Consider the following 24,173-nt stretch of genomic DNA (forward strand, 5'->3'; position numbering starts at 1 on the left):
CCGTGCGGCGTCGGCTGCTGGAGCTCCTGATCCCGGGCGAGCAGCCGGCCGGCGCCCTGGTCACCGCCCTGCAGGCGCGCGTGCCCATCACCCAGCCGGCAGTCTCGCAGCACCTCAGGGTCCTGCGCGAGGCGGAGCTGGTGCGGGTGCGCGCCGAGGGCACGCGCCGGCTCTACGCCGTGGACGACGCGGGGACGGCCGCCGCCCGGGCATGGCTCGCCCGCTTCGAGGACACGTTCGCCCAGCCGCTCGACGCCCTGGCGACGGAGCTCGCCCGCGGCCGCCGGGAACGCCGCAGGACGGAGCCCCGAGACGAGGCGGCGGGCTGAACCTCGCCGCGTGTGGTCGGTAGAACGTCAGGAGGTCGGCAACCCGAGGTACCGACCTCCTGACATTCTGCCGACCAGCCGTACGCCGGCCGGCCGCCCGGCCGGCTCAGTAGCGCTTCGGCAGCTTCAGGTGGCGCTCCGCCATGATCTCGCGGAGGAGGTCCGGGCGATCGGTGATGAGGCCGTCCACGCCGAGGTCCATCAGCGACTCGATGGTGGCGCGGTCGTCGATGGTCCACGGGATCACGGCCATCCCGGCGTCGTGCGCGGCGTCGACGAGCTCCGGCGTGGTGAAGGGGACGTAGCCCGGATCCTCGACGCCTCCGCCCTGGGGGTCGCCGTGCACGGGCGAGACGGCGTCCGCCCCGAACGACGCCGAGGCGGCGACGAACTTCTCCTGGATCGTGCCGGGGAAGTCGTCGATGTCGAGCCCGCCGAGCCACGGCGACGCGCCCTCCGCCCCGACCTGGAGGAACTGCTGGCCGTTCGTCAGCGCCACGAGCGGGAATCGCGGCTCCACCTCGCTCATCCGCATCAGCGAGCCCCAGTCGAAGCTCTGGATGGTGACCTGGTCCACGAGGTGCGCCGCGCGGACCTCGCGGACGACAGCCTGCACGAACTGCTCCCGCGGCGCCGTCTGCTCGGGGGCGCCGGCCTCGACCTTCGTCTCGATGTTGAGGGTCACCTGGCGTGCCCGGTGCCGGCCTACGAGGTCCAGCACCTCGGACAGCAGCGGCATGCGCTCGCCGGGGTGCAGCTCCTGGCCGGGGAACTGCGGCTGCCGCAGCGAGCCGCAGTCGATGGTGCGCACCTGCGCGAGCGTGAGGTCCTTGATGTACGTCCGGTCGGGCACGTACGGGAACTCCGGGTCGCCCGGGAACGCGGGGTCCGTGTCGACGCACTTGGCCGGGTTAGGGTCGCGGTCGTGGGTCACCACGGCGTACCCGTCCTGCGTGATCTGCACGTCGAGCTCGAGCGTGCTGACCCCGAGCGCCAGAGCGTTGTCGAAGGCCGGGAGCGTGTTCTCGACGGTGAGCGCGACGCCGCCGCGGTGGGCCTGGAGGTCGAAGGACCGGTGGTGCCCCTCGGGCAGGGCGGACGCCGGTGCGGCGCCCAGGGCCAGGGTGCCCACGAGGGTCGCGGCGAGTGCGGCGATGGTGCTGCGTTGCCGGGTGGCCCGCGGGGTCGTGGTCCTCAACAGTGTTCTCCTCAGTGGCATGGGTCTGACCCTGGTCGCGTCCCACGGCCGAGACATGGCCCTGCGCTGTCGCCCGGGCGACGCGCGCGTGAACGCGGTGCGATCCCGGACGCCGCTCTCGTCGTGGTCGAGGGCGCAAAGCGTCACGAATCGCCGCGCGGGAGTACGGTTCTCGGGTGGCTCATCTGGACTGGGAGATCAAGGCAAGTCTGCTGCTGTACGTGATGGGGGCGCCGGGCGGCCGCATCGTGCAGGACGACGCGGTAGGCGGCACCGGGGCGGCGTTCCACTTCCCGCTCGACCCGGAGCGCAGTCCGGACGTGTCGGCCGACTCGACCCGGTTCGCCTTCACGGGTTCGGTCGTCTTCATCGGCCACTTCGGCTCGTTCGTCGGCGAGATCGCCGACATCGAGGTCGACGCCCCCGCCGACGGTGGCCCCGACTGGACCATGTCCATCCGGGACCGCGACGCGGACCTGCGCACCACGGCGTTCCGCCTGGCCGGGGCACCGCTCCGGTCCGACGACGGCGCGCGCCTCACCTGGCAGCAGGTCGAGCTCACGGACGACGGCGCGAAGCTCTGGGGCGGCAACTATCCGGTGGGCACACCGTTTGAGCCGGTGACGATCGACCTGTCATGACCGGCCTGCCGCGCTACGGTTCGGGGATGCTGCCGCTCGGACTGTCCATGCTGTGGGAATCGGTGGAGCCGGAGGCCGCGCTCAAGGAACGGTTCGGGTTCGACGACTTCGCCGCCGTCTGCGGCTGGGTCACGAAGGCGCTGGACGCGACCTGGGCCATCACCGTCACCGCGTGCCCACGCATGGTGATCAGCGACCAGAACGCGATCTTCTGGGCGCAGAGCGACCGAGGCGACCTGGTGGTGAAGTGGTCGCGGGCCCGCCAGCGCTTCTCCAGCCTCGACGCCTCGACCCGGCTGCTGCGCTCGCTCGCCGGCCGGGGCATCCCGGTGGCGGCACCCCTCGCGACGTCGGACGGGCTCGACCGCGTCGTCCTGGACGGCCCCTCGGGCGAGCTGTCGGTCACGGTGCTGCCGGAGCTGTCGGGAGAGTGGCTGGACGTGACGGACCGCGCGGCGGTGCTGTCTGCGGGAGCAGCCCTGGCGGAGCTGCACCGGGCGCTGGGGGCGGACACGCGCACCTCGGCAGCGGAGCCGGTGCAGGGAGCCGCCGAGCTCGCACGGACGATCGATGACTGGCTCACGAACGGGGACCATCGGCTGGCGCCGGAGGCGTCGCGTCGGCTCCGGGGCCTGCTGTCCGAGGCCCCGGAGCTCGACGACGTGCCACAGCTGGTGCACAACGACTTCCGGGCCGCCAACATCCTGACGCGGAACTCGAAGGTTGTCGGCGTGCTCGACCTCGACGAGGCGCGGGTGGAGCACCGGGTGCACGACCTGGCCAAGGCCAGCGTCTACCTCGGCACGCGGTTCACCGCCTGGCGACCGACGTCGGACGCCGTACGGCAGGCCCTGCGCGTCGGGTACGAGTCGGTGCGGCCGTTCAGCACCGCCGAGGCGCGGTGGTTCGAGATCCTCGTGGTGTGGCAGGGCCTCCGCGCCATCCCCGGCGAGCACGACCCGGCCGGATGGGCGTCAGCCGTGTAGCTCCACGGCGTCTCGTGCCCGTGCTCAGGCCGACGGCGGGGTGACGTCCACCCCGTTCATCAGCTCCAGGAGCTCGGCCGGGAGCTCCAGCCCCATGGCCTCGACGGCGGCGTCGAGCTGGTGCACCTTGCTGCCGCCGAGCATCGGCCGGATCCCGCGGGCCGCGAGCCAGGCGAGCACCACCTGGCCGCGCGCCGCGCCGACCTGGGCCGCTACGTCGTCCAGCGCGGCCAGCCGCTGGGTGCTGCCCGGGTGGTCGAAGATCTCGGGGATCGGCTTGGCCGGGTTGTCGTACGCCCCGGCCAGCAGCGGCGTGTAGGCCCAGGTCTCCAGCCCTTCGACGGCGGCCAGGTCGACCAGCTCGTCGTCGAGCCAGCCGAACCGGTGGTCCCCTGTCAGCGTGCCCGGCCGGGGCTGGAGGTAGCTGTAGTGGTGCTGCACCACGCTGAACGGCTCCTTGCCCTGCGCGACGGCGTGCCGGCGTGCGCGCTCGACCCGCCACGCGGGGTGGTTGGACAGGCCGATGCGGCCCGCGACGCCGTCGGACACCAGGGCTGCGCAGGTGTCGGCGGTCTCCTCGACCGGGACCGAGCGGTCCTCCATGTGCCCCCACGCGAGGTCCACGTGATCGGTGCCGAGGCGGCGCAGACTGCCCGTGATCTGGGTCGTGATGGCCTCGGCGGACAGGCCGGTGCGAGAGGCGGGCCAGCTACCGGCGTCGCGCGGTTCGGCCCCGAACTTGGTGGCGAGCAGGATGCGGTCGCGGACGCCGGGCCGGGCGGCGAACCAGCGGCCGAGCACCTCCTCGCTCTGTCCCCCGTAGCCGGACTCGCTCGCCCAGAAGGCGTAGCAGTCGGCGGTGTCGATCCACCGGCCCCCGGCGTCGACGAACCGGTCGAGGACGGAGAACGACGTGGCCTCGTCCACCGCGGTGCCGAACATCATGGCGCCGAGCACGAGGCGTTCGGCAGGTGGGGTGTCGTGGGTGGCGGCGGGCTGGGTGGTGGTCTGGGTGGTCTGCGATGTGGTCATGAGATGAGCGAAAACCCTGGAGCGCGCTCCAGGTCAAGGGCAAGATCAGAACATGACCACCTATTCGCCCGCGCAGGCCGCCGAGGTCTCCGGCTTCAGCATCGACACCCTGCGGTACTACGAGCGCGAGGGCATCCTGCAACCCATCGCGCGGACGTCCGGCGGACACCGCGCCTACACCGAGGACGACCTGGGCTGGCTCGACCTGGTGCACTGTCTGCGCGACACCGGCATGCCGATCGCCGACCTCAAGCTGTACGCGGAGCTGTCGCTCGACGAGGCGACGCTGGCCGCACGGGTCGCGCTGCTCGAGGAGCACGACCGGCGGGTGCAGGAGTCGATCGACGCGCTGCGCCGCCAGCAGGAGCGGTTGCGGGAGAAGATCGCGTGGTACCGGGAGCAGGGGGTGTGACCCCGGGGTTCACGTTCAGCGCCAGGGTTCAAGTTCAGGTCGAGGTTGAGGTTCAAGTTCGGGTTGAAGGTTGGCCGGCCCCGCTCATGACCTGGGACTTTTCTGGGACCGGCGCGACCCCGCTGGTAGGTTGCCGGTATGACGTCACCAGCGCCAGGCGTCGGCGAGGTCGCGCCTGCGGCCGTCGGCCCCGGTCCGGTCCCGTTACCTGATCCCGAGCCCGCAGCCGCGGCGGCCCCAGCCCCAGCGCCCGCTCCCGAGCCCGAGGCGGAGCCGGCTCCCCCCGCCGCCCCCCTCCCCGTCCGCCGGGTCCGGCGCATCCCCGCCAGCGGCGAGCGCCTGGGCCGGTTCACCCTCGCGGAGTCGCTGGGTCACGGCGGTTTCGCGCACGTCTACCGAGCGCTGGACGACGACGGTGCCGAGGTCGCTCTCAAAGTTCTGACCGGGCTGCCCGAGGACGCGCGCGAACGCTTCGCGCAGGAGGCGGACCTCCTCGAACGTCTGGACGGCCGCGGGTTCCCGCGCTTCGTGGAGGCGGGCCTGGACGCGGACCAGCCGTGGTTCGCGATGGAGCTCGTGCCCGGCACCACGCTGCGGGACCGCGTACGTGAGGAGGGGCCGCTGTCGGGGCCCGAGGCGCTGCGCCTGGCGCAGCAGCTGGTCGACGCTCTGCTCGTGCTGCAGGAGGAGCGCTGCCTGCACCGTGACCTCAAGCCGGCGAACATCATGGTCGACGGCGACCGTGCGGTGCTCATCGACCTGGGCATCGCCAAGGTCTTCGACGCCGCGACGTCGACGCAGCCGGCCGGGACCGTCTCGTACATGGCGCCGGAGCTGTTCGGGCGCCGGGTGCACCCGCGGTCGGACGTGTACAGCCTGGGGCTGCTGCTCGTGTACGCGAGCACGGGGACGCTGCCGCTGGACCTGAACTTCCTGGGCCGGGACCTGACGGCCGCCGACCTCGTGGACGAGCTGCCGGCCGGACGAGCGGTCGGCGACGAGGCACCGCCCGAGCCGCCGGCGATCGACCGGCATCTCGAGTCGCTGGTCCTTGCCATGACGCGCTACCAGCCGAACCACCGCCCGCCGCTGGAGAACATCGCGAGCGTGGTGCGTGCCCGCCTCGCGAGCACCACGCCGGACCCGACCCTGATGCTCACCTCGCAGCTCCTCAGTGACGGGGTGACGGCCGCGGAGGTGGCCGCGCTCCCGGTGACGGACGTGCTGCCCGGCCGCGGTCACACCAAGCTGTTCCCGCCGAGCGTCGACCCGTCGGACGAGGCCACGCCCAGCACGCGCACCCCCGAGCCGTGGCACGCGCTCGTGTACGACCGCGCGCTCATGAGCGTCCTGGCCGAGGTGCACGCCGACGGCTTCGACGGGGCCGCCGAGCAGGTCGTGGCCGACCATGTCGCGGAGATCGGAGCGCACGTCGCCGACGGCCGCACCCCGGCGGAGATCAAGGACTGGATCTGGCAGGCGATGCGCTGGCGCGTCGCGTCTCCCCCGGACGGCCACGCGGACACGCTGCGCGGCTGGCGCGCTTTCCGCAGCCCCGAGCTTGCTCCGGCGCGTGACCGGTCCTCGGTGAGCAGCCGGCCGGGCTCCGTGCCGCCGTCGGTCCTGCCCGCGCCGGTCGCACCCCTGTCCGCCGCGGCGACCCAGGTCGTCCGCAAGCTGACCCCGGCGCCGCAGTCGTTCGAGCCGCGCAAGAGCCCGGTCAAGCACCTCGGCCCGGCCCCCCAGCAGGCGGGTCCGGCGCCGTCCGCGCACGCCACCCGCCCGATGCCGGCCGTGCAGGCGCCCACCGTCCAGCCGGCCACCGTCCAGCCGGCCTCCGTGCAGCCGGCCGCCGTGCAGCCCGGTGTACAGCACGGCGCCCGGCCCGGCACGCAGCCCACTCCTCCCGCCGCCACGCCCGCTGCGCCGCGCAAGAAGCCCTGGCCGCTGCGCCTGTTCGGCGCCCTGCTGCGCTGGGTTCCGCGGCTGCTGCTCCTGTGCGCCGGGTACGTCCTGGTGGTGCAGGACTCCCAGGCGGGCAACCCGTTCCTCGCCGCGCCGGCCCTCGCGGTCGCCGCGTTCGGGACGGCCGTGCTCCTGCGTGTCGCCGGGTACCGCATGCGGATCTGGTTCTACGTGATCGCGGCGGTGCTCGTGGGCGCGGGCTCGGCGGCGCTGTGGGCGTTCGACACGGGTCGGCTCTACCTGGGCTGACGCGGAAGGGCACAATTGGGGCCATCATGCGCAACAAGTCCTTCACCGCTCTCGTCACGTTCATCATCGTCGCGCTCACGACGGCCACCTGGTGGACCCTCGGCCGGGACACGACCCGTGAGGTCGACCCCGCTACCGGAGCCGTCACCGGACCCTACGAGGCAGACCAGGTGATCGCCTGCGTCGTCGTGCTCGTCGGGCTGGTGGTGATCGGCGCCCTGCTGCTCCCGGCGTGGCTCGCGGTGACCGGGGTCAGCCTGCCCTTCACCGCGGCCTGGACGATCCAGGCCTCGTCGACCGACGACTCCGGGCTCTGGGCGGTCGGGGCGGTGCTCGTCCTGGTCGGCACGCTCGTGGGCGGCGCGATCGTCACGGCGATCACGCGCGCCCTGGTGCGCAACCGGGACTGAGCACCTACCGGAAGTCCCGCGACTGCGCCGGGACCGTCAGCGACAGCGTCGCCAGATGCTCCGCCAGGAGGTTCACCGCGCCGTCGGCCGCCTCGATCCGGCCGCGCACCACCATGGCCTGTGCCGACCTCGCCACCTGGCGGAACCGCTGCCACAGCCCGACGGTGCAGATCACGTTGAGCAGCCCCGTCTCGTCCTCCAGGGACAGGAAGGTCACTCCCCCGGCGGTGCCCGGCCGCTGCCGGTGCGTCACCACCCCGCCGACGGCGATCCGGCGCCCCGGCTCGGTCGTCAGCGCCTGTGCGACGGTCAGCACGCCCGCCGCCTCCAGCCCTGGTCGCACGTGCTGCGTCGGGTACGAGTCCGGCGTGACGCCGGTGGCCCACGCGTCGGCCTGCGCCAGCTCGATCTCGCTCATCCCGGGCAGCATCGGGGCGTCGACGCCGACGCTGACGCCGGGCAGCGTCGTCGGCCCCTCCTGGCCGAGGGCACCCGCCGCCCACAGGCCCTCCCGCCGGTCGATGCCGAGCGACTCCAGCGCCCCGCCCGTCGCGAGCGCCTCGAGCTGCGCCGTCGACAGCTCGACGCGGCGCACGAGGTCCCGCAGGTGCTGGAAGCCGGTGGCCGACCCTGTCGAGCCCCGCGCCGCGACGACCTCCTCGGCCTTCTCCTTGCCGATGCCTCGTACGGACTCCAGACCCGTGCGGACCGCGAGCTGCTCGTCGACCCGCTCGACCGACGCGAGCACCCGCGACCGTGTCACCGAGGGCCGGAGCACGCGTACCCCGTGCCGGCGTGCGTCGGCGACCAGGGACTGGGGCGAGTAGAACCCCATGGGCTGTGCGGCGAGCAGCCCGGCGTAGAACGCGGCGGGGTGGTGCACCTTGAGCCACGAGCTCGCGTAGACGAGGTAGGCGAAGGAGTAGGCGTGCGACTCGGGGAAACCGAAGTCGGCGAAGGCTCTGAGCTTCTCGAAGATCTCCGCCTGCACGCCGGGCGGGATCTTGTTCTCGGTCATCCCCGCGTAGAGCCGTTCGCGCAGCGCCTCCATGCGCTCCTGCGACCGCTTGGAGCCCATGGCGCGCCGCAACTCGTCGGACTCCTTGGGCGTGAACCCGGCGACGTCGATCGCCATCTGCATGAGCTGCTCCTGGAACAGCGGTACGCCCTTGGTGCGGCTCAGGGAATTCTCCAGCAGCGGGTGCAGGTACGTCACGGGCTCGCGTCCGCGCGCCCGTTCGATGTAGGGGTGCACGGAGCCGCCCTGGATGGGGCCCGGGCGGATGAGCGCGACCTCCACGACGATGTCGTAGAACGTCCGTGGCCGCAGGCGTGGCAGGGTCGCCATCTGGGCGCGCGACTCCACCTGGAACACGCCCACGGTGTCGGCGGCGCACAGCAGGTCGTAGACGGCGGGGTCCTCGTCCGGCAGGCTGTGCAGCTCGAGCCGCTGACCGGTGTGCTCCTCGATGAACTCGAACGCGTACCGGATGGCGGTCAGCATGCCCAGGCCCAGCAGGTCGAACTTGACCAGCTGGGCGTCCGCGCAGTCCTCCTTGTCCCACTGCAGCACCGTGCGGTCCTCCATGCGGGCCCATTCCACCGGGACGACCTCGATCACCGGCCGGTCGCACATCACCATGCCGCCCGAGTGGATGCCCAGGTGCCGGGGCAGGCGGAGCATCCGGTCGGCGAGGTCGAGCACGTCGTCGGGGATCTCCCCCTCCTGCGCGGCCGACGGCGGGGTGTGGAACGGCACGACGTCGTGCGTGTCGTCGGCGGGGGCGGTGTCCGGCCCCGGTCCCCACAGCGCGGTGACGCGGGCGTCCTTGGCGGCGGTCTTGTTCTGCGACGGCGCCGGGGTCGCCGTGGGCTTCAGCGCCCCCCAGCGTTCGATGGACTTGGACCACGCGTCCTGCTGCCCGATGTCGTAGCCGAGCGCGCGGGCGGCGTCCCGCACCGCCGAGCGCGGCCGGTAGGAGATCACGTTCGCGACCTGCGCCGCGTGCGTGCGGCCGAACTTCTCGTAGACGTACTGGATCACCTCCTCGCGCCGCACCGACTCGATGTCGATGTCGATGTCCGGCGGGCCGTCCCGCTCCGGCGCGAGGAACCGCTCGAACAGCAGGCCGTGCCGCACCGCGTCCACGGCGGTGATGCCCAGGGCGTAGCAGACGGCCGAGTTGGCGGCGCTGCCGCGCCCCTGCGCGAGGATCCCGTTGCGGCGGCAGAACTCCACCAGGTCGTAGACCACCAGGAAGTACCCGGGGAACTCCAGGCCGGTGATGACCTTCAGCTCGTGGTCGATCTGGTCCCACGCCTTCCTGTTGCTCCCCCGAGGTCCGTAGCGCGCGGTCGCGCCCCGGTACGCGAGCTCGCGCAGCCAGGACGCCTCGTCGTGGCCGTCCGGGACGGGGTAGGGCGGCAGCTTCGGCGCGATGAGGTCCAGGTCGAACTCGCACTCGGCGCCCAGTGCGGCCGCCGTCGGCACGGCCTGCGGGTGCCTGCGGTGCAGGCGCGCCATCTCCGCCCCGCTGCGCAGGTGGGCGGTGGGCGCGCCGGGCAGCCAGCCGTCCAGGTCGTCCAGGCTCGACCGGGCCCGCACCGCCGCGAGCGCCCCGGCCAGGTCGGCGTCCTGGGGGCGCGCGTAGTGTGCGGCGGTCGTGGCGACCAGCGGCAGGCGGGCGTCGGCGGCCAGCAGGGCGAGCGCGTCGTGCAGGTCGGCGTCGCGCGGGTCGCCGGTGGCGGTGATCTCGACGGCGACGTTCTCCCGCCCGAAGGCGTCGACGAGCCGGTCGATCTCCCGCCGCGCCCGCCCGAACCGATCGCTCCGGTTCTCCCCACCCCGTTGAGTGCTGGGTATTTGCGCTGTCGAAACGTTTTGAGAGCGCAAATATCCCGCACTCAACGAAGGTTGGAGGGCTTGGCGGACGGCGCCCTTGCGGCAGCCCGTGAGGACCAGCCACTCGCCGGCCGACGCCTCGCCCAGGCCCTCCAGCGTGTAGTTCGCGGCGCCCTTGACCCCGGCGTCGAGGTGCGCGGTACCGATCACGCTCGACAGGTTGCGGTACCCCTGCGGGCCCCGGGCGAGCACGAGCAGGTGCGTGGCGCGCGGGTCGGGGGTCCCGGTGGGCGGGTCGAGCACGGGCGCGCCGCTCCCACCGGTCGAGCCTGTCGAGACCACCGGCAGGTGCAGCTCCGCCCCGAACGAGGTCTTCAGCCCGACCTTCTTCGCCGCCTGGGAGAACCGCACCACCCCGTACAGCCCGTCGTGGTCGGTGATCGCGAGCGACCTCAGCCCCAGGCGTGCACCCTCGGCCGCGAGCTCCTCGGGGTGGGAGGCGCCGTCGAGAAAGCTGAACGCGGAGTGCGCGTGCAGCTCGGCGTAGGGCGGCTTGGCGTGCTCAGCCATGAGGTCGGCACTCTCCTGCGACGTCGGCAGTCTGCATCGAGATCGGTCCAGCGCTGTGCCGATCTCGATGCAAAGTGCCGACCCCGGGGACCGGGCTCAGCAGACTGCCGACCACCCGACATGTCTTAGTCATAGAGCGCCTCCAGCGACCATTCCCCCGCCGACGACGACAACAGCAGGCCGAGCCCCTGCGCCCCCGCACCGTCGGTCACCACCTGCACGAAGACGCGCCGCCTGCCGGACGGCAACCACCACCGTTCCGCGACCGGCCACGGCCCGGCCCAGTTGACGACCACGGCGTCGAGGCCGCTCCATGTACCGCCTGCCGCGCCGCCGTCCGCCACGCCACCCCGCGCACCACCTGCACCACCACCGGCCGCGACGCCGCCACCTACGCTGTCACCCGGCACGACGACGCGCGCCGGGCCGCCGCTGACACCCAGCCGGACGTCGACGACGACGGGGCGCCCGGTGTCGTCGAGCACGTGCGCGGGGACGGGCTCCGGCAGCACCACCGACGGCGCCGGGGGCGGCAGGGCGCCGGGCCAGGGCCGGTCGGGGGCGCGCTCGGGCGGGACCTGCTCGCCGAAGGGGACGAGCTGGACGCGGTCGCGGGGGTCGCGGCCGCCCTGGAGCCGCACGGTGAGCACGGCATCGCCCCCGAGCAGGGCCTGTACGCGCTCGACGGCGCGACGCGCACGCAGGTCCTCGCCCGCGCCGGGCCCCCACAGGCGCGGCTGCAGGGCGCCGGCGGGTGCCACCTCCTCGGCGGCCAAGGTCAGGCCGGCGATCGGTGCGGGCGCGGTGCCCTTCCCCAGGGACGACGCCGTGAGCCAGCCCTCGAGCTGCCAGCGCACCCGGTCGGTGATCCGGGCGGCCGACAGCCCGCCGAGCGTGTCGTCGGTGCGCCACAGCCGTTCCAGGGTGCGGGCCTCGCCGGTGACCAGGTCGACGGCGCGCGCGGTGATCCGCAGCCGCCCGCAGGCCAGGCCGTGGCGGCTCAGGTCCTCGTGGAGCCGTTCGGCCAGGCGGCGGGCGGCGAAGGTCGCGACGTCGACCCGGTGCGCCGGCGGGTCCAGCTCCTCGGCGACGGTCAGGTCCTCCGCCAGCCGCCGGCGGGCCGGTGGCCGCACGTCCTGCCCGCGGGCGAGGCGCTGCGCCCAGACGCCGAGATCGCCGAAGCGGGCGGCGACGGCGGCGTCGGGCAGGGCGGCCAGATCGGCCAGCGTGCGCACGCCGAGGCGGCGCCACAGGTCGACCAGCTCGGTCAGGGCGCGGTCCCCCGGGCGGGCGTGCACGAGCACGGCCGCGGGACGGGCGGCGAGGTAGTCCCGTGCGGCGCCCGGCGGCACGACGGCGTCCTCGCGCGCCGCCAGCACCGCGGCCAGGAAACCGTCGGCCACCCCGACCTGGCACTCGTGGCCGGTACGGACGGCGACCTGCTCGGTCAGCTCGCGCGCCAGGTCCTGCTCGGAGCCGTGGTAGCGCGCCGCACCGCCCGACGGCAGCAGGAGCAGGCCGGGGCGGGCGATCTCCAGCCCGGAGACCACGGTCTCCGCGGCCACGGCGACGGGTTCGAACTCGCGGGCGTCCCGGGCGTCGTCGGCGGGCCAGAGCTGCAGGTCGGGGCAGCGGCCCTGGGCCTCGCGGCGGCGCATGCCGCGGCGCACCCCGGAGCTGCGGGCGGGCGCGGACACCGCCACGATCCGACCGCCCGGCCCGCCCGTGACGGCCGCCGGGGCCTCGGGACCCAGGCCGGCGACGACGAGGGCCGCGACGACCGGCCAGTCGGGCACCCAGAGGCAGGCGGTGCGGGTGGCCGCTCCCGTCGTCGTGGGGCCGGAGCGGTCGGTCATCCGACGAGCTCCAGCCGCGGACGGCTCTCCGAGCGCTCGCCCGGCGACCTCGTCCCACCGGTCCCGGAGCCCTGACCGCCCGAGAGCACCGGCACCTCGACGTCCAGGTGCAGAGGGCGTGCCGCGCTCCCCCGCCCGGTGCGCCGCACCCGCAGGGTCCGCCGACGTAGCCAGCCCGCCCCGTGGTCGATGCCCGCCCAGTCCCCGGCGGTCGCCTCGAGCACCACGTGCGCCCCGCTCCACTCCCTGCCCGAACCCTCGCCCGAAGAGACGGGGAGCGCCGAGACCAGGACGGTTCCTCGTTCACGGGCGCGCGCCGTCAGCCGACGGCGGTCCTGATCCAGCAGCGCGACCTCCGGCCCGACCACCACCACGTCCATGCCGTCGATGAGCGCGGCGAGCACGGCGGGGGCGTCCACGCCCGACCCTGCCGGCAGCGGCACCACCAGGGTGCGCGCGAGGTCGCACCCGGCGTCGGCCGCTGCGGCCATCCCGGCGGCCGGGTAGCCGACCAGCACGGTCCAGGCCCCGTCGCGGGACGCCTCGGCGAGCAGGGTGAGCAGGAGCGACGTCGAGCCCTGGACCACCACGGTGGTGCCGGTGCGCAGACCGCCGTCGGGCAGGAGGGAGGCGAGACGCGGGTCCACGGGCAGGACGCGCGCGCCCTCGTCCGGGCCGGGCGAACCCACCCGGCCGCCCGACGACGGAGCGGGTCGGGCCGCCGGCTGCTCGTGCGGGCGCACGGTCGACAGCTCCCGAACGGCTTGTTCGCCGAGCTCGTCGGCCTGGACCGCCTGGACCGCCTGGACGGTCCTCGCGGACACGACTTGCTTGCGCACCCCTGTGCGCACCTCGGCGGACCGCAGTGCCGCGAGCGCCCGGGCGTGCCGAGTGTCCGCGGTGGTGGCGGTGTCGACGTCAGCGCCGGGGCCGGTCTTCGAAGAGACTGTTACGACGGTCATGGCCCTCCAGCGATGGTGTCTGCCGGTGGTGACCGGATGGTCGAGCACCTCATCGAACGCCTGTTCGATAGAACACCAGTACACCTCTCACGAGGCGCGCCTGTCAAACCACCGACCTCACAACACTGCAGCGCCCCGGCGGCTGGTCCACCTCACCGACCGACAGCGGCGGGCCGAGCCCACGGCTCGTTCGAGAACGACCTGAGGCACCGGATCCGGGCCGGACCGGTGCCTCAGGTCGTTCTCGAACGGGCTCTCGTACGTCAGTGTCCCGAGCTCAGCAGCTCAGCCTTCCGGGACGTACAGCGACAGCGTGTGCGCCACCAGCGCCGGCTTCTCGGCGCCCTCGATCTCCACGGTGACCTTCGAGGCGAGCCGCACGCCGTTCGACGTGGGCTCGGCGGAGAGGATCTCGGTGACGGCCCGCACCCGCGAGCCGGCCGGCACCGGGGCGAGGAACCGCAGCCGGTCCAGGCCGTAGTTCATCACCATCGCGGCGCCGCCGACCGCGACGAGCGAGGACGCCAGCCGTGGCAGGAGCGACAGAGTGAGGTACCCGTGCGCGACCGTGGAGCCGAACGGCCCGGCGGCGGCCCGCTCGGCGTCGAGGTGGATCCACTGGTGGTCCTCGGTGGCGTCGGCGAACGCGGCGATCCGCTCCTGCGTGACCTCGAACCACTCGCCGGTGGCCGTCCGACCCACGGCGTCCGCGAGCGCAGCCGGCGAGTCGACGCGGATGACCTCGCCGGCGCCGGCGCTCACGCCTTCGGCCCGCCCGCCACGTACAGCACCTGGCCCGACACGAACCCGGACCGTTCCGCGCAGAAGAACGACACGGCGTTGGCGATGTCCTCGGGCTGGCCCACGCGGCCGACGGGGACGTCCTGGGCGGCCACGCCGAGGTAGTCGGCCAGTGGCATGCCGATGCGCTCGGCGGTCTCCCGGATCATGTCGGTCTCGATCACCCCGGGGGCGACGGCGTTGGCGGTGACGCCGAACTTGCCGAGCTCGATCGCCAGGGTCTTGGTGAAGCCCTGCATGCCCGCCTTGGCGGCCGAGTAGTTCACCTGGCCGCGGTTGCCCAGGGCGGAGGTCGAGGAGAGGTTCACGATGCGGCCGAACTTCGCCTCCACCATGTGTGCCTGCACGGCCCGGGTCATGAGGAACGCGCCGCGCAGGTGCACGCTCAGCACGGCGTCCCAGTCGCTGACGGGCATCTTGAACAGCAGGTTGTCGCGCAGGATGCCCGCGTTGTTCACCAGCACGGTGGGCGCGCCCAGCTCGGCCACGACCCGTTCGACGGCAGCGGCGACCGAGTCCTCGTCGGCGACGTCGGCGCCCACGGCGAGCGCGCGGCCGCCGTCGGCCACGATGGCCTCCGCCGTGGCCTTGGCCTGGTCCTCCAGGAGGTCGAGGACGGCTACGGCGTAGCCGTCCTGCGCGAGCCGGCGGGCGGTGGCGGCGCCGATGCCGCGGGCCGCTCCGGTGACGATGGCAGTACGAGTCATCAGGGGTTTCCTCTCGTTCTTGCGAATTCGCAATGTGCAGGATGAGCCAGGTCAGAACCTCACCTACATCGTCTCCAGACCGTACTGGCCCACCTCGCGCTCCATGAACTCCAGGGCAGCTCGAGTGCGAGCGCCATCGACCCTCCGGCCGTCGTTGATCTGGCTGGTCGGACCGGTGGTCAGCACCGACCGACCAGTCGATGTCCAGCATGCATCAATCGCGCACATGTTGCATCGTTCTCTTGTCGCCGGGCTACGCTGCGATTCAGCGACCCCGATCTCGAAGGAGAGACCTCTCGATGGGTTACCGGCACCCCTTCCCGCTGCGCTGGAACGACAACGACCAGTACGGGCACATGAACAACACCGTCTACTACGAGGCCATGGACACGGCCGTGAACCTGTGGCTCATGCGGCACACGGGCATGGATCCGGCCGGCGACGTGATCGGGCTCGCCCGGGCCTCCTCGTGCGAGTTCCTCGCCCCGGTGTCGTTCCCGGACGAGATCGAGGTGGACGTCGCCGTCGGGCGCCTCGGGCGGACGTCGCTCACCTGGGACCTGGCGATCCTGCGCGCGGGTGCACCCGACCGCACCGAGCCGTACGCCACGGGCAGCTTCACCCACGTGTTCGTGGACCAGGCCGCCCGCCGCCCGGTGCCGGTCCCGGACCAGGTCCGGAAGGCGGTCGAGGAGCACCTGGGCCACCCGGCGGCATGAGCGGCCTGGTCCAGCGCCGTGCATCTCCCGCAACCCAGTGATTTGGTCCGAAAACCACGTGTCTTCGGACCAAATCACTGGGTTGCCGCGTAGGACCGGCGGCACGATCATCGCCACGCGCGAGCCCGGGCCGATCCCGCGGGCCGTAGCACGCGGGACCCGCGCCGGGTAGAGTGCACGCTTCCGCAGATGCGCCAGCATGCATCGTTCTGCATATTGTTGCAACGGGCGGGTGGTAGGAGTTGGATAGCCGCCATGACAACGACGTCGATCGCGACCGTCGGCCTGGAGGCCGCGCCCAGCCGCCTCTCTGCTCGGCTGGGCACACGGCCTGAGGCGCAGCGGGTGCTCGACATCGCGCGCGACACGTTCATCGAGGGCTACCGCATCGACATGGGCCCCCTGGCCACACAGCTCGGCGTCGACCGGACGTCGGTGTTCCGCTGGGTCGGCAACCGGGACGCCCTGCTCAGCGAGGTGCTGTGGTCGCTCGCCGTCCCCACCCTCGTGCAGGCCGAACGCGCCACGGAGCACCTAACCGGCGCCGAACGACTCGCCGCCCTGCTGACCACGTTCGCGCGCGACCTCATCGTCGCCGACTACTTCCGTGCGTTCCTGCGCCGCGAGCCGGCCCGCTCCCTGCGCCTGCTCACCACCGCCGACAGCCCCATCCAGCAGCGCTTCGTCGCCACCGTCGAGTGGCTGGTGGTCCGCGACCTGGGCGAGAAGCCGTTCGACGGCACCATCACCCCCGAAGAACTTGCCTACCTGCTGGTACGGGTGTCGGAGTCGCTCACCTACGCGGACCTCATCACCGGAGACGAGCCGAGCCCGGAGCGAGCACGAACGGCGTTCCGCCACCTGCTCCGGGTGGACTGAGGTACCGAAGCGACGCTCCGGCACTGCTCGAGCGCTACGGGCAGCGCCTCGGCGCTGCTTCGAGGCAAGGGACCGAACTAGGCATCGCTTCGGCACAAGGGACCGGACTCGGCACTCGGCAAGCCGCCGAACCGCAAGCTCCGCCCACAGCCGCGCGTCGAACCGCAAGATACGTGTCACGTCCCGCGCTCAACCGCACGATGCACGCCACCCTCCAGGTCGAACCGCACCATGCGTGTCACCCCCGACGCCGAACCGCACGCCACGCGTCAATGAGTGCCCGGATTGACTCTCATCCTGCGGCTCGGCCCCACCAGCCACACGCAACCTGCGGCTCGGCCCCACCAGCCACACGCAACCTGCGGCTCGGCCCCACCGACCACACGTAGCCTGCGGCTCGGCGTCGGAGGTGACACGTATCTTGCGGCTCGGCGCTCGAGGAGCGACCCCAACACCAGCACCTTGCGGTTCGGCACGGCACAGCGCGCCTTGACCGCGTGCCGAGCACGGCCACCACGTCGGCCCGCCACAGCGGAACCACAGCGGAACCACAGCGGAGCCACTCGACCCCGATCTTCCGGCTGATCCGCCCGCCCGGATCCACCCAACTCAACCCCGACCCACCCAGCCGGGGCGCTGGCACCCGCATCGTCGATTCGGCAGAGTGGGGTCATGGACTTCACTCGCCCGTATCCGCCTGACCCGTACACGCTGCTGCCCGCTCCCGCGGCCTTCACGGTGACCAGCAGCAACCTCACCGACGGCGAGCGCATGCCGGACGCGCACGCCGCGCACGATCAGAACATCTCGCCGGCGCTCGAGTGGAGCGGCTTTCCCGAGGGGACCAAGTCGTTCGTCGTGACCTGCTACGACCCCGACGCGCCGACGCCGATGGGCTACCAGCACTGGACCGTCGTGGACCTGCCGGCCGACGTGACCTCGCTCGACACGGGTGCGGGCGCACCCGACGGATCGGGCCTGCCCGCCGGGGCGTTCCACACCTACAGCGACGGTCACACGCCGGGCTTCGAGGGTGCCGGTCCGCCGCCCGGCGACCACCCGCACCGGTACATCTTCGCCGTGCACGCCCTGGACGTGGAGCCCGGGGAGCTGGGGCTCGGCCCGGACAACACGAACGCACAGGTGGCGTTCAACGTGTACTTCCACCTGCTGGGGCGCGCCACCCTCACGGCGACGTACAGCCGATGAACGAGCACGCCACCCTGCCCACGCTGGGCGACCTCGCGTGGGCGCCGGCGGTGGAGCATCCCGAGCTTCTCGCGGACCCGGTGCTCGCGGCCCTGACCGCTTGGGCCGGCACGGATCCGCGGGTCACGAGCCAGGTCGCCGTCACCGAGATCGACCCGGAACATGCCGAGACGGCCACGCTCAACGAGCTGCACGACCTGCCGCCGGAGGCGTCCGCCAACTGCGTGCTCGTGGCCGGCAAGCGGGGCGAGGACGAGCGCGTCGCGGCGTGCGTCGTGCCGGCCAGCACGTTCGCCGACGTCAACAAGCGGGTGCGCAAGCTGCTCGACGTGCGCAAGGCGTCGTTCCTGCCGATGGACCGCGCCGTCGAGGAGTCGGGCATGGAGTACGGCGGCATCACGCCCGTCGGGCTGCCGGACGGCTACCGCGTCCTGGTCGACGCCCGGTTCGCCGAGGAGGGCACGATGGCGCTCATGGGTTCCGGGGTACGCCGGTCCAAGCTGCTCATGCCGGGTCCGGTGCTGTGCGCCATGCCGGGTGTCGAGGTGGTCGAGGACCTGGGCATCACGCGCTGACCCACCCGCGCACCACCAGGACCAGGGCCGTGCTCAGTTCTCGGCGCGGCCCTTGCGCCAGTAGCCCATGAACGCCACGGACTTGCGGTCCACCTGGCACTCGTTCACGAGATAACGGCGCAGCGTCTTGATGACACCGGCCTCGCCGGCCAGCCACGCGTACAGCACGGTCTCCTGCGCCAGGGGGCGCCCCGCCTCGTCGACCGGCACCTCCCAGAGGATCCCGGTGTCGATGTCGACGTCGTCCGCCTCGCCCGACAGGTCCACGCCGGCCGCGGTGAGTGCGGGCGCGCTGTCCGACGACGGCCGCACACCCATCGCGAGCAGCCGGTCGGCGGCATCCTGGACGGCGGGGACCAGCACCTCGCCGTGCTCGCGCCCGTCGCGTGCCAGCCAGTGCACGCGGACGCCGTCCGGCGCGCCGAGCTGCCAGCCGTCCTCCGGGTGCGGCACCTCAAGGAAGACCTCGCCCACCGCGTCGGCGGGCAGCGACTCGCAGATCGCGGCGATGGCGGGCACCGCCGTCTCGTCACCGGCCAGCAGCAGCGCGTGGCTCGACGACGGCGGGGCGAACTCGACGCCGCCGTGGATGCCGTCGTACTCGGCGTTGGGTCCCATGATGACCAGCGGGTCACCCGCGGCGGCGTTCAGGGCCCAGCGCGACGCCGGCCCGGTGTCACCGTGCATGACGACGTCGACGTCGACCTCGCGCAGGTCCTGACGCACCGTGCGGACCGTGTAGGTGCGCATGGGGTTGCGCTGCTCGTCCGGGAGCGAGCGCCACGCGGCATACCAGTTGGGGTCGTCCCGGCGCAGGCCGTCCCAGCCGCCACGGGGTGCCGGGAGGAGCAGCTTGATGCGCTGGTCGCGGCCGTTGTCCGCGAACTTGTCCAGGTCCGGTCCGCGGAACGTGAAGCGGACGAAGGACGGGCACAGGCGCGTCACGCGCGCTACCTCGACGTCGAACATGCGCGAGGGCTTGGCTTCGAGCCCCTCGGTCTTGGTGGTCACGACGGTGAGCCTAACCTAACTTTGTGCCCCCTGTGCCACCCCTTCCGCGCAGTGGTCGCACGGCTCGCGCTCCCGTCTTGCCCTCACTACCACAGTCACATAATCCGCGGGAAACAGGATCTCCAGGTTCCGAATAGATCACCCCATCCAGGGCAAAATTAACCCTGTACAAAGGGTGCAAGTTGTACCTTCACCCCCTTAACTTGGTAGGGATCGGCCTAGGCAACGACCTTGCCGCCCCCGCCGTCGCCGTTCGCCGTCCGCGGCTGGCCGCACGCCTACCTCGTACTCGCTGGAGAGCCTCCACCATGATTGACCACTTCGCGCTGGGCTGGGTCACGCCCATCATCTCGTTCCTGCTCTCGTGCGCCGGGTGCGCCGTCGGCCTGACCTGCACCGCCCGGGCGCGCGTCTCGCACGGGATCGCGAGCACCGGCTGGCTCGCCCTCGGCGCCGTCTCGATCGGCGGCACGGGCATCTGGGTCATGCACTTCGTCGCCATGCTCGGGTTCCACGTGCGGGGCACCGAGACCCGCTTCGACGTCCCGCTGACGATCGCCAGCGGCCTGCTCGCCATCGCCGTCGTGGGGCTCGGCCTCTTCATCGTCCGCGCCGCCGGCGTCGGTGCCTTCGCGCTCCTCGGCGGCGGCATCGTGACCGGCCTGGGCATCTCGGCCATGCACTACCTCGGCATGCGCGCCGTGCACGTGGGCGTCGAGATCACCTACGACCTGCCCACCGTGGTCCTCTCGGTGGTGGTCGGGATCGTCGCGGCGACCGCGGGCCTCTGGCTCTCCCCGAAGGTGCACAACTTCGCCGGTGGCGCCGGCGCCGTGCTCATCATGGGCGTCGCCGTCTCCGGCATGCACTACACGGGCATGGCCGCCATGCGCGCCGAGGTCGTCACCGGCACCGTGATCATCCCGGACGCGGGCGTGTCCGTCGCCGCCCTGCTCGGGCCGCTGATCATCGGCGTCACCATCAGCACGATCCTGCTGCTCCTGGTGGTCGGCCTGGCGCCCAGCGCGGCGGAGCTCGAGGCGCAGGAGAAGTTCCGGGGCTGGCAGGGACGCCAGGAGGAGATCGAGCGCGAGGCCGCCGAGCCCCGGCGCCGGTCCCAGCTGCTCTGACGGGCCGGGGTCGGGCGGACGGGGTCGGGCGGACAGGTCACCCGGGTGACCCGTCCGCCCGACCCGTTGCCGGCCAGCCCGGTCACTTCGAGGCGACGTCCGTGCAGACGACCTTCTTATCCGGCAGCCGGCCGGTGGTCAGGAACGCCACCGTCGCCTCGTCCACGCACGTCGAGCCCTGGCCGTAGACGTAGTGGCCGCCGTTCTCCGCACCCACGAAGGCCGCTCGCTTGCCGAGAACCTTGTACAGCCCGAGGCCGTCCTCCCACGGTGTGGCGTTGTCCCTGCGGTTCTGCAGAATCAGCGTGTTGCGCGGCCCCTTGCCGGTCACGCGGACGGGCTCTTCGACCGGCTCCGGCCAGAACGCGCACGCCCAGATGTTGGCGGGCATCCCCGCGGTGAGCGGCCAGGCCGCGCGGTCCTTGGCGGTGCGGCGGGCGTACTCGCCGACGTCGTCGGGCCATGGTGCGTCACCACAGGTCAGTGCCAGGAACATGGTGGCCTGGTTGTCGGCCGGCACGCCCGGGGTCGGCGGCGGCGCGGCGAACACCTGCTGCAGCACCTGGCCGTCCGCCTCGGTCAGCGTGCCGTCCACCAGCCCGACGGCGGCCTTCCAGAACTGCGCGAGCACAGGGAGGTTCTCGTTCTCCAGCAGGAGGCTGTAGGTGACGGTGCGCAGCAGCGAACCCGTCAGGGCGTGCGGCGTACCGGGGACGGGAGCGGGGGTGCGGTCGAGGTGGTCGGCGAGTGCGAGGTACTCCTGGGTCACCTCGTCGACGGTGCCGCCCAGCCCGAGGGTGGCGTGCTGCGCTGCGGCGACCCGTGCCGCGTCGGGGAAGCGCTCCGACATGGCCTTGCCCCAGTTGTCCTTCGCGTCGGCCCAGACCTTCGTGGGATCGACGTTGCCCTCGAGGACCACCCGGTCGGCGCGCTCCGGGAACAGCGACAGGTAGACGGTGCCGAGGTAGGTGCCGTAGGACTGGCCCCAGTAGGAGATCTTCTGCTCACCGAGCGCCGCGCGGATGCGGTCCATGTCGCGGGCCGTGTTGGCGGTGGTGAAGTACTTGAGCTTCGTGCCGGCGTTCGTCGCACACCGCTCGGCGTCGGCGCGGGCGTGGTCGACGTTCGCGGTGATCGAGCCGTCCGCGGCCGGGTACGGGAAGAGGCCGGCGAGGGACGGGTCGTCGAGACCGCAGCTCTGCGGGGTGCTGTGCGCGACCCCGCGGGGGTCGAAGCCGATCAGGTCGTAGGCCGCCAGCACCGACGGCGGCAGGGTCTGCGCCACGGCACCCGGTGTCTCCAGGCCGGGCAACGCCGGGCCGCCCGGGTTCAGCAGCAGCACACCGCGACGGTCGCTGGAGCTCGCGGCCGGCAGCTTCGAGACGGCCACCTCGATCTGCTCGCCACCGGGATTCCGGTAGTCGAGCGGAACCTGCACCGTTGCGCAGGTGAGGCGGGGGTCGCGATCGGCACCCTCGGGCAACGCCGGGCACTCGCCCCAGGTGATGGGCGGTGTGGCGGCCACCTCGGTGGCGGCCGGTGGTGCGGCCCCGCTCGGCGTGTCCACGTCCGGGGCGGCGACACAGGCCGCCAGCGTGGCCACGGTGAGCGCCGCCGCGATCAGCACCCGGGTGATCCTCCGGGGGATACCGGCTCCCGCTGACCGGTGCATCGTCCTCGACATCGTGTCCTCCAGCTCTCGGCGTGCCGCGGCGCACTCACGCCGCTGCCACAGAACCTATGGAAGACCGTCGCGCCGCGGGTCCCCGTGGTGCGGACACTTCTCCGTAGTCCGCACGGGGGACAGCCGCCCTCGACCGACCGACCCCGCTGCCCCGGGTGACCCGTCCCCAGGCGGCTCAGTCATCACCGGCCGGCACCCGCGTGGCCCACGCGGCGACCGCCACCGCCGACGCGACGTTCAGGGAGTCGACGCCCCCCGTCATCGGGATGCGGACGGTCATGTCGCACTCGGCGATCGTGCGGGGCTTCAGGCCGTCCCCCTCCGTGCCGAGCACCAGTGCGAGCTTCTCGGGCGGGTCGGCCACGAGGTCGTCGAGGCGGATCGAGTCGTCCTCGAGGGCGAGCGCCGCCACCTGGAAGCCGTGCTCGTGCAAGGCCTGGATGCCGCTGGGCCAGGGATCGATCCGCGTCCAGGGGACCTGGAACACGGTGCCCATGGAGACCCTGACGGCACGCCGGTACAGCGGGTCCGCGCAGCTCGGGGTGAACAGCACGACGTCGACACCGAGGGCGGCGCACGCACGCATGCCGGCACCCACGTTCGTGTGGTCGACGATGTCCTCGAGGATCACGACACGGCGCGCCCCCGCTCCCCCACGCGCGCTCGCGAGCAGCTCGTGCACGTCGGGCATCGGCGGCCGGTGCATCGCCGCCAGAGCACCCCGGTGCAGATGGAAGCCCGTGATCTCCTTGAGCAGCGGCTCCTCGGCGACGTAGACCGGCGCGCCGGTCGCCGCGATCAGGTCGCTCATCGAGTCCAGCCACTTCGGCGCCATGAGGAACGACCGCGGCCGGTGCCCGGCCGCCAGCGCCCGCCGGATCACGGTCGAGCTCTCGGCGATGTAGAGGCCCTTGGCCGGCTCGTGCTTGGAGCGGAGCACGACGTCGGTGAGGCTGTTGTAGTCGGCGAGGCGCTCGTCGGTGGGGTCGTCCACGCGGACGACGTCGAGGGTGGTCACCCGAGCATTCTCCCTGACCGGCACGTCGCCGCGGGCACGGCCGGGTCCGCCGGTCAGATCCGGCCGCGGACGGGCGTGCGCTCGATCGCGTCGCCACCGTCGGGCATGACCATCTCGGCGCGCACGCCGAGCAGGCGCACCTCACGTCGCGGCTCCATGCCCGCCGCGAGGGCGAGGACGGCGGTGGTCATCTCGCCGAGCGACCGTGTCGGCGCCGGGAGCTTCTTCGAGCAGCTCTGCGTGACGAAGGGTGCGTAGCGCACCTTGAGACCCATGCGGAAGACCGGCCGACCCTCGGCCTCGGTGTCGGCGTGCACCTGCGTGACGAGATCCCGCAGGGCCGCCTCCACCTGCTCGGGCGTGGTGAGGTTGCGCTGATAGGTGGTCTCGCGGCTGTGCCCGCGCGCCACCCAGGGCGCGTCGTCGACGACGGCGGAACCGTGCCCGCGGCCCAGGTCGCCGTACCAGGCAGCTCGGTGGCGGCGAGGACCGCCTCCTGGACCCGGTGGGCGACCGGTTCCGGGTCGTCGGCGTCGCAGCCCAGGAACGCCTCGTCCCAGCCGAGCACCTCCACCACCGTGCCGAGCCCACGGAGGGTGTCCATCACGTGCCCGGATGCCTCGAGGTAGGCCTCGTGGTCGACGGGCAGGATGATCGCGTCCGGGACCTTGCGGGCCGCGATGCGCAGCGGCATGCCCGACCCGACGCCGAACGCCCGCGCCTCGTAGGAGGCGGTCGAGACCACCGCCCGCTCGGTCGGGTCACCACGCCCGCCCACGATCACCGGCTTTCCGGCGAGCTCCGGGCGCCGCAGGACCTCGACCGCGACCAGGAACTGGTCGAGGTCGACGTGCAGCACCCAGCGAAACGCGCGCGGGCTCATGACACGAGTCTCGCGGGACGGCCCCGTGCTGTCACCTGGTCGGAACCGGTGTTGCGCGCGAAACCGCACGAGCGCGCCGTTATCGTCCCGTTATCTCTCACAGCG

At 72.7% G+C, this 24,173-nt stretch carries 21 protein-coding genes and 1 pseudogene; 11 read left to right on the forward strand and 11 right to left on the reverse strand.

Going from position 1 to position 24,173, the window contains the following annotated elements; all coding sequences use genetic code 11:
* Nucleotides 1-2: 2 nt before the first annotated feature.
* Nucleotides 3-329 (forward strand): ArsR/SmtB family transcription factor, encoded by a 327-nt coding sequence (locus ACFSL2_RS05585; RefSeq protein ID WP_377196896.1) that lies wholly within the window; start codon nucleotides 3-5, stop codon nucleotides 327-329.
* A gap of 106 nt (nucleotides 330-435) precedes the next feature.
* Here the strand turns inward: ACFSL2_RS05585 and ACFSL2_RS05590 are convergent, their stop codons facing one another.
* Nucleotides 436-1,527, reverse strand: a complete 1,092-nt coding sequence (locus ACFSL2_RS05590) for a glycerophosphodiester phosphodiesterase family protein (RefSeq protein ID WP_377196897.1) — start codon at nucleotides 1,525-1,527, stop codon at nucleotides 436-438.
* A 176-nt stretch (nucleotides 1,528-1,703) separates the two neighbouring features.
* Between ACFSL2_RS05590 and ACFSL2_RS05595 the strand changes: the two genes are divergently transcribed.
* Entirely contained in the window at nucleotides 1,704-2,168 is a 465-nt protein-coding gene (locus tag ACFSL2_RS05595) for an HtaA domain-containing protein (RefSeq protein WP_377196898.1), read from the forward strand.
* Entirely contained in the window at nucleotides 2,165-3,154 is a 990-nt protein-coding gene (locus tag ACFSL2_RS05600) for a phosphotransferase (RefSeq protein ID WP_377196899.1), read from the forward strand. Before ACFSL2_RS05595 ends, ACFSL2_RS05600 begins: the two co-directional genes overlap by 4 nt.
* Nucleotides 3,155-3,178: 24 nt before the next feature.
* Here ACFSL2_RS05600 and ACFSL2_RS05605 read toward each other — a convergent pair whose 3' ends face one another.
* Nucleotides 3,179-4,186 (reverse strand): aldo/keto reductase, encoded by a 1,008-nt coding sequence (locus ACFSL2_RS05605; RefSeq protein ID WP_377196900.1) that lies wholly within the window; start codon nucleotides 4,184-4,186, stop codon nucleotides 3,179-3,181.
* A 52-nt stretch (nucleotides 4,187-4,238) separates the two neighbouring features.
* On the opposite strand from ACFSL2_RS05605, the gene ACFSL2_RS05610 reads away from it, so the two are divergent.
* The 3 genes from ACFSL2_RS05610 (at nucleotide 4,239) to ACFSL2_RS05620 (ending at nucleotide 7,222) form a co-directional block, all read left to right on the forward strand.
* The gene (locus tag ACFSL2_RS05610; protein WP_377196901.1) at nucleotides 4,239-4,598 is read left to right on the forward strand and encodes a MerR family transcriptional regulator; all 360 of its coding nucleotides are present in this window, start codon (nucleotides 4,239-4,241) and stop codon (nucleotides 4,596-4,598) included.
* A gap of 138 nt (nucleotides 4,599-4,736) precedes the next feature.
* Nucleotides 4,737-6,812 (forward strand): serine/threonine protein kinase, encoded by a 2,076-nt coding sequence (locus tag ACFSL2_RS05615; protein ID WP_377196902.1) that lies wholly within the window; start codon nucleotides 4,737-4,739, stop codon nucleotides 6,810-6,812.
* A gap of 26 nt (nucleotides 6,813-6,838) precedes the next feature.
* Nucleotides 6,839-7,222, forward strand: a complete 384-nt coding sequence (locus ACFSL2_RS05620; protein ID WP_377196903.1) for a hypothetical protein — start codon at nucleotides 6,839-6,841, stop codon at nucleotides 7,220-7,222.
* A 4-nt stretch (nucleotides 7,223-7,226) separates the two neighbouring features.
* On the opposite strand, the gene ACFSL2_RS05625 is transcribed toward ACFSL2_RS05620, so the two are convergent.
* The 5 genes from ACFSL2_RS05625 to fabG form a co-directional block, all read right to left on the reverse strand.
* Entirely contained in the window at nucleotides 7,227-10,634 is a 3,408-nt protein-coding gene (locus ACFSL2_RS05625; protein ID WP_377196904.1) for an error-prone DNA polymerase, read from the reverse strand.
* A 125-nt stretch (nucleotides 10,635-10,759) separates the two neighbouring features.
* A complete protein-coding gene (locus ACFSL2_RS05630; RefSeq protein WP_377196905.1) occupies nucleotides 10,760-12,490 on the reverse strand; it encodes a Y-family DNA polymerase in 1,731 nt (576 codons plus the stop codon).
* A complete protein-coding gene (locus tag ACFSL2_RS05635) occupies nucleotides 12,487-13,452 on the reverse strand; it encodes a hypothetical protein (RefSeq protein WP_377196906.1) in 966 nt (321 codons plus the stop codon). The genes ACFSL2_RS05630 and ACFSL2_RS05635 overlap by 4 nt, the downstream gene beginning before the upstream one ends.
* Before the next feature lie 285 nt (nucleotides 13,453-13,737).
* Nucleotides 13,738-14,214, reverse strand: coding sequence for a MaoC family dehydratase (locus tag ACFSL2_RS05640; protein WP_377196907.1), 477 nt, complete (start codon nucleotides 14,212-14,214; stop codon nucleotides 13,738-13,740).
* On the reverse strand, nucleotides 14,211-14,960 hold the full coding sequence (fabG, locus tag ACFSL2_RS05645) for a 3-oxoacyl-ACP reductase FabG (protein WP_377196908.1): 750 nt from the start codon (nucleotides 14,958-14,960) through the stop codon (nucleotides 14,211-14,213). Before fabG ends, ACFSL2_RS05640 begins: the two co-directional genes overlap by 4 nt.
* A gap of 299 nt (nucleotides 14,961-15,259) precedes the next feature.
* Between fabG and ACFSL2_RS05650 the strand changes: the two genes are divergently transcribed.
* The 4 genes from ACFSL2_RS05650 (at nucleotide 15,260) to ACFSL2_RS05665 (ending at nucleotide 18,342) form a co-directional block, all read left to right on the forward strand.
* On the forward strand, nucleotides 15,260-15,679 hold the full coding sequence (locus ACFSL2_RS05650) for an acyl-CoA thioesterase (RefSeq protein WP_377196909.1): 420 nt from the start codon (nucleotides 15,260-15,262) through the stop codon (nucleotides 15,677-15,679).
* A gap of 255 nt (nucleotides 15,680-15,934) precedes the next feature.
* On the forward strand, nucleotides 15,935-16,558 hold the full coding sequence (locus ACFSL2_RS05655; RefSeq protein WP_377196910.1) for a QsdR family transcriptional regulator: 624 nt from the start codon (nucleotides 15,935-15,937) through the stop codon (nucleotides 16,556-16,558).
* A gap of 672 nt (nucleotides 16,559-17,230) precedes the next feature.
* Entirely contained in the window at nucleotides 17,231-17,767 is a 537-nt protein-coding gene (locus ACFSL2_RS05660; protein WP_377196911.1) for a YbhB/YbcL family Raf kinase inhibitor-like protein, read from the forward strand.
* Nucleotides 17,764-18,342, forward strand: a complete 579-nt coding sequence (locus ACFSL2_RS05665; RefSeq protein WP_377196912.1) for a YbaK/EbsC family protein — start codon at nucleotides 17,764-17,766, stop codon at nucleotides 18,340-18,342. Before ACFSL2_RS05660 ends, ACFSL2_RS05665 begins: the two co-directional genes overlap by 4 nt.
* 33 nt (nucleotides 18,343-18,375) lie before the next feature.
* Here ACFSL2_RS05665 and ACFSL2_RS05670 read toward each other — a convergent pair whose 3' ends face one another.
* Nucleotides 18,376-19,353 carry a siderophore-interacting protein gene (locus ACFSL2_RS05670; RefSeq protein ID WP_377196913.1) on the reverse strand — a complete coding sequence of 326 codons (978 nt, stop codon included), beginning with the start codon at nucleotides 19,351-19,353 and terminating at the stop codon, nucleotides 18,376-18,378.
* A gap of 308 nt (nucleotides 19,354-19,661) precedes the next feature.
* Between ACFSL2_RS05670 and ACFSL2_RS05675 the strand changes: the two genes are divergently transcribed.
* Complete coding sequence (locus ACFSL2_RS05675) at nucleotides 19,662-20,483, forward strand: MHYT domain-containing protein (RefSeq protein WP_377196914.1); 822 nt, start codon at nucleotides 19,662-19,664, stop codon at nucleotides 20,481-20,483.
* Nucleotides 20,484-20,565: 82 nt separating this feature from the next.
* Here the strand turns inward: ACFSL2_RS05675 and ACFSL2_RS05680 are convergent, their stop codons facing one another.
* The 3 genes and pseudogenes from ACFSL2_RS05680 to ACFSL2_RS05690 all read right to left on the reverse strand — a co-directional run bounded on the left by ACFSL2_RS05680 (nucleotide 20,566) and on the right by ACFSL2_RS05690 (nucleotide 24,068).
* Nucleotides 20,566-22,167 (reverse strand): alpha/beta hydrolase, encoded by a 1,602-nt coding sequence (locus ACFSL2_RS05680; protein ID WP_377196915.1) that lies wholly within the window; start codon nucleotides 22,165-22,167, stop codon nucleotides 20,566-20,568.
* A gap of 175 nt (nucleotides 22,168-22,342) precedes the next feature.
* Complete coding sequence (locus tag ACFSL2_RS05685) at nucleotides 22,343-23,185, reverse strand: TrmH family RNA methyltransferase (protein ID WP_377196916.1); 843 nt, start codon at nucleotides 23,183-23,185, stop codon at nucleotides 22,343-22,345.
* Between the two features lie 53 nt (nucleotides 23,186-23,238).
* Nucleotides 23,239-24,068, reverse strand: a pseudogene (locus tag ACFSL2_RS05690) (Y-family DNA polymerase).
* Nucleotides 24,069-24,173 lie beyond the last annotated feature (105 nt).

It is taken from the genome of Promicromonospora aerolata (genome assembly GCF_042682255.1).
GTDB classification, from domain to species: Bacteria; Actinomycetota; Actinomycetes; order Actinomycetales; family Cellulomonadaceae; genus Promicromonospora; species Promicromonospora aerolata.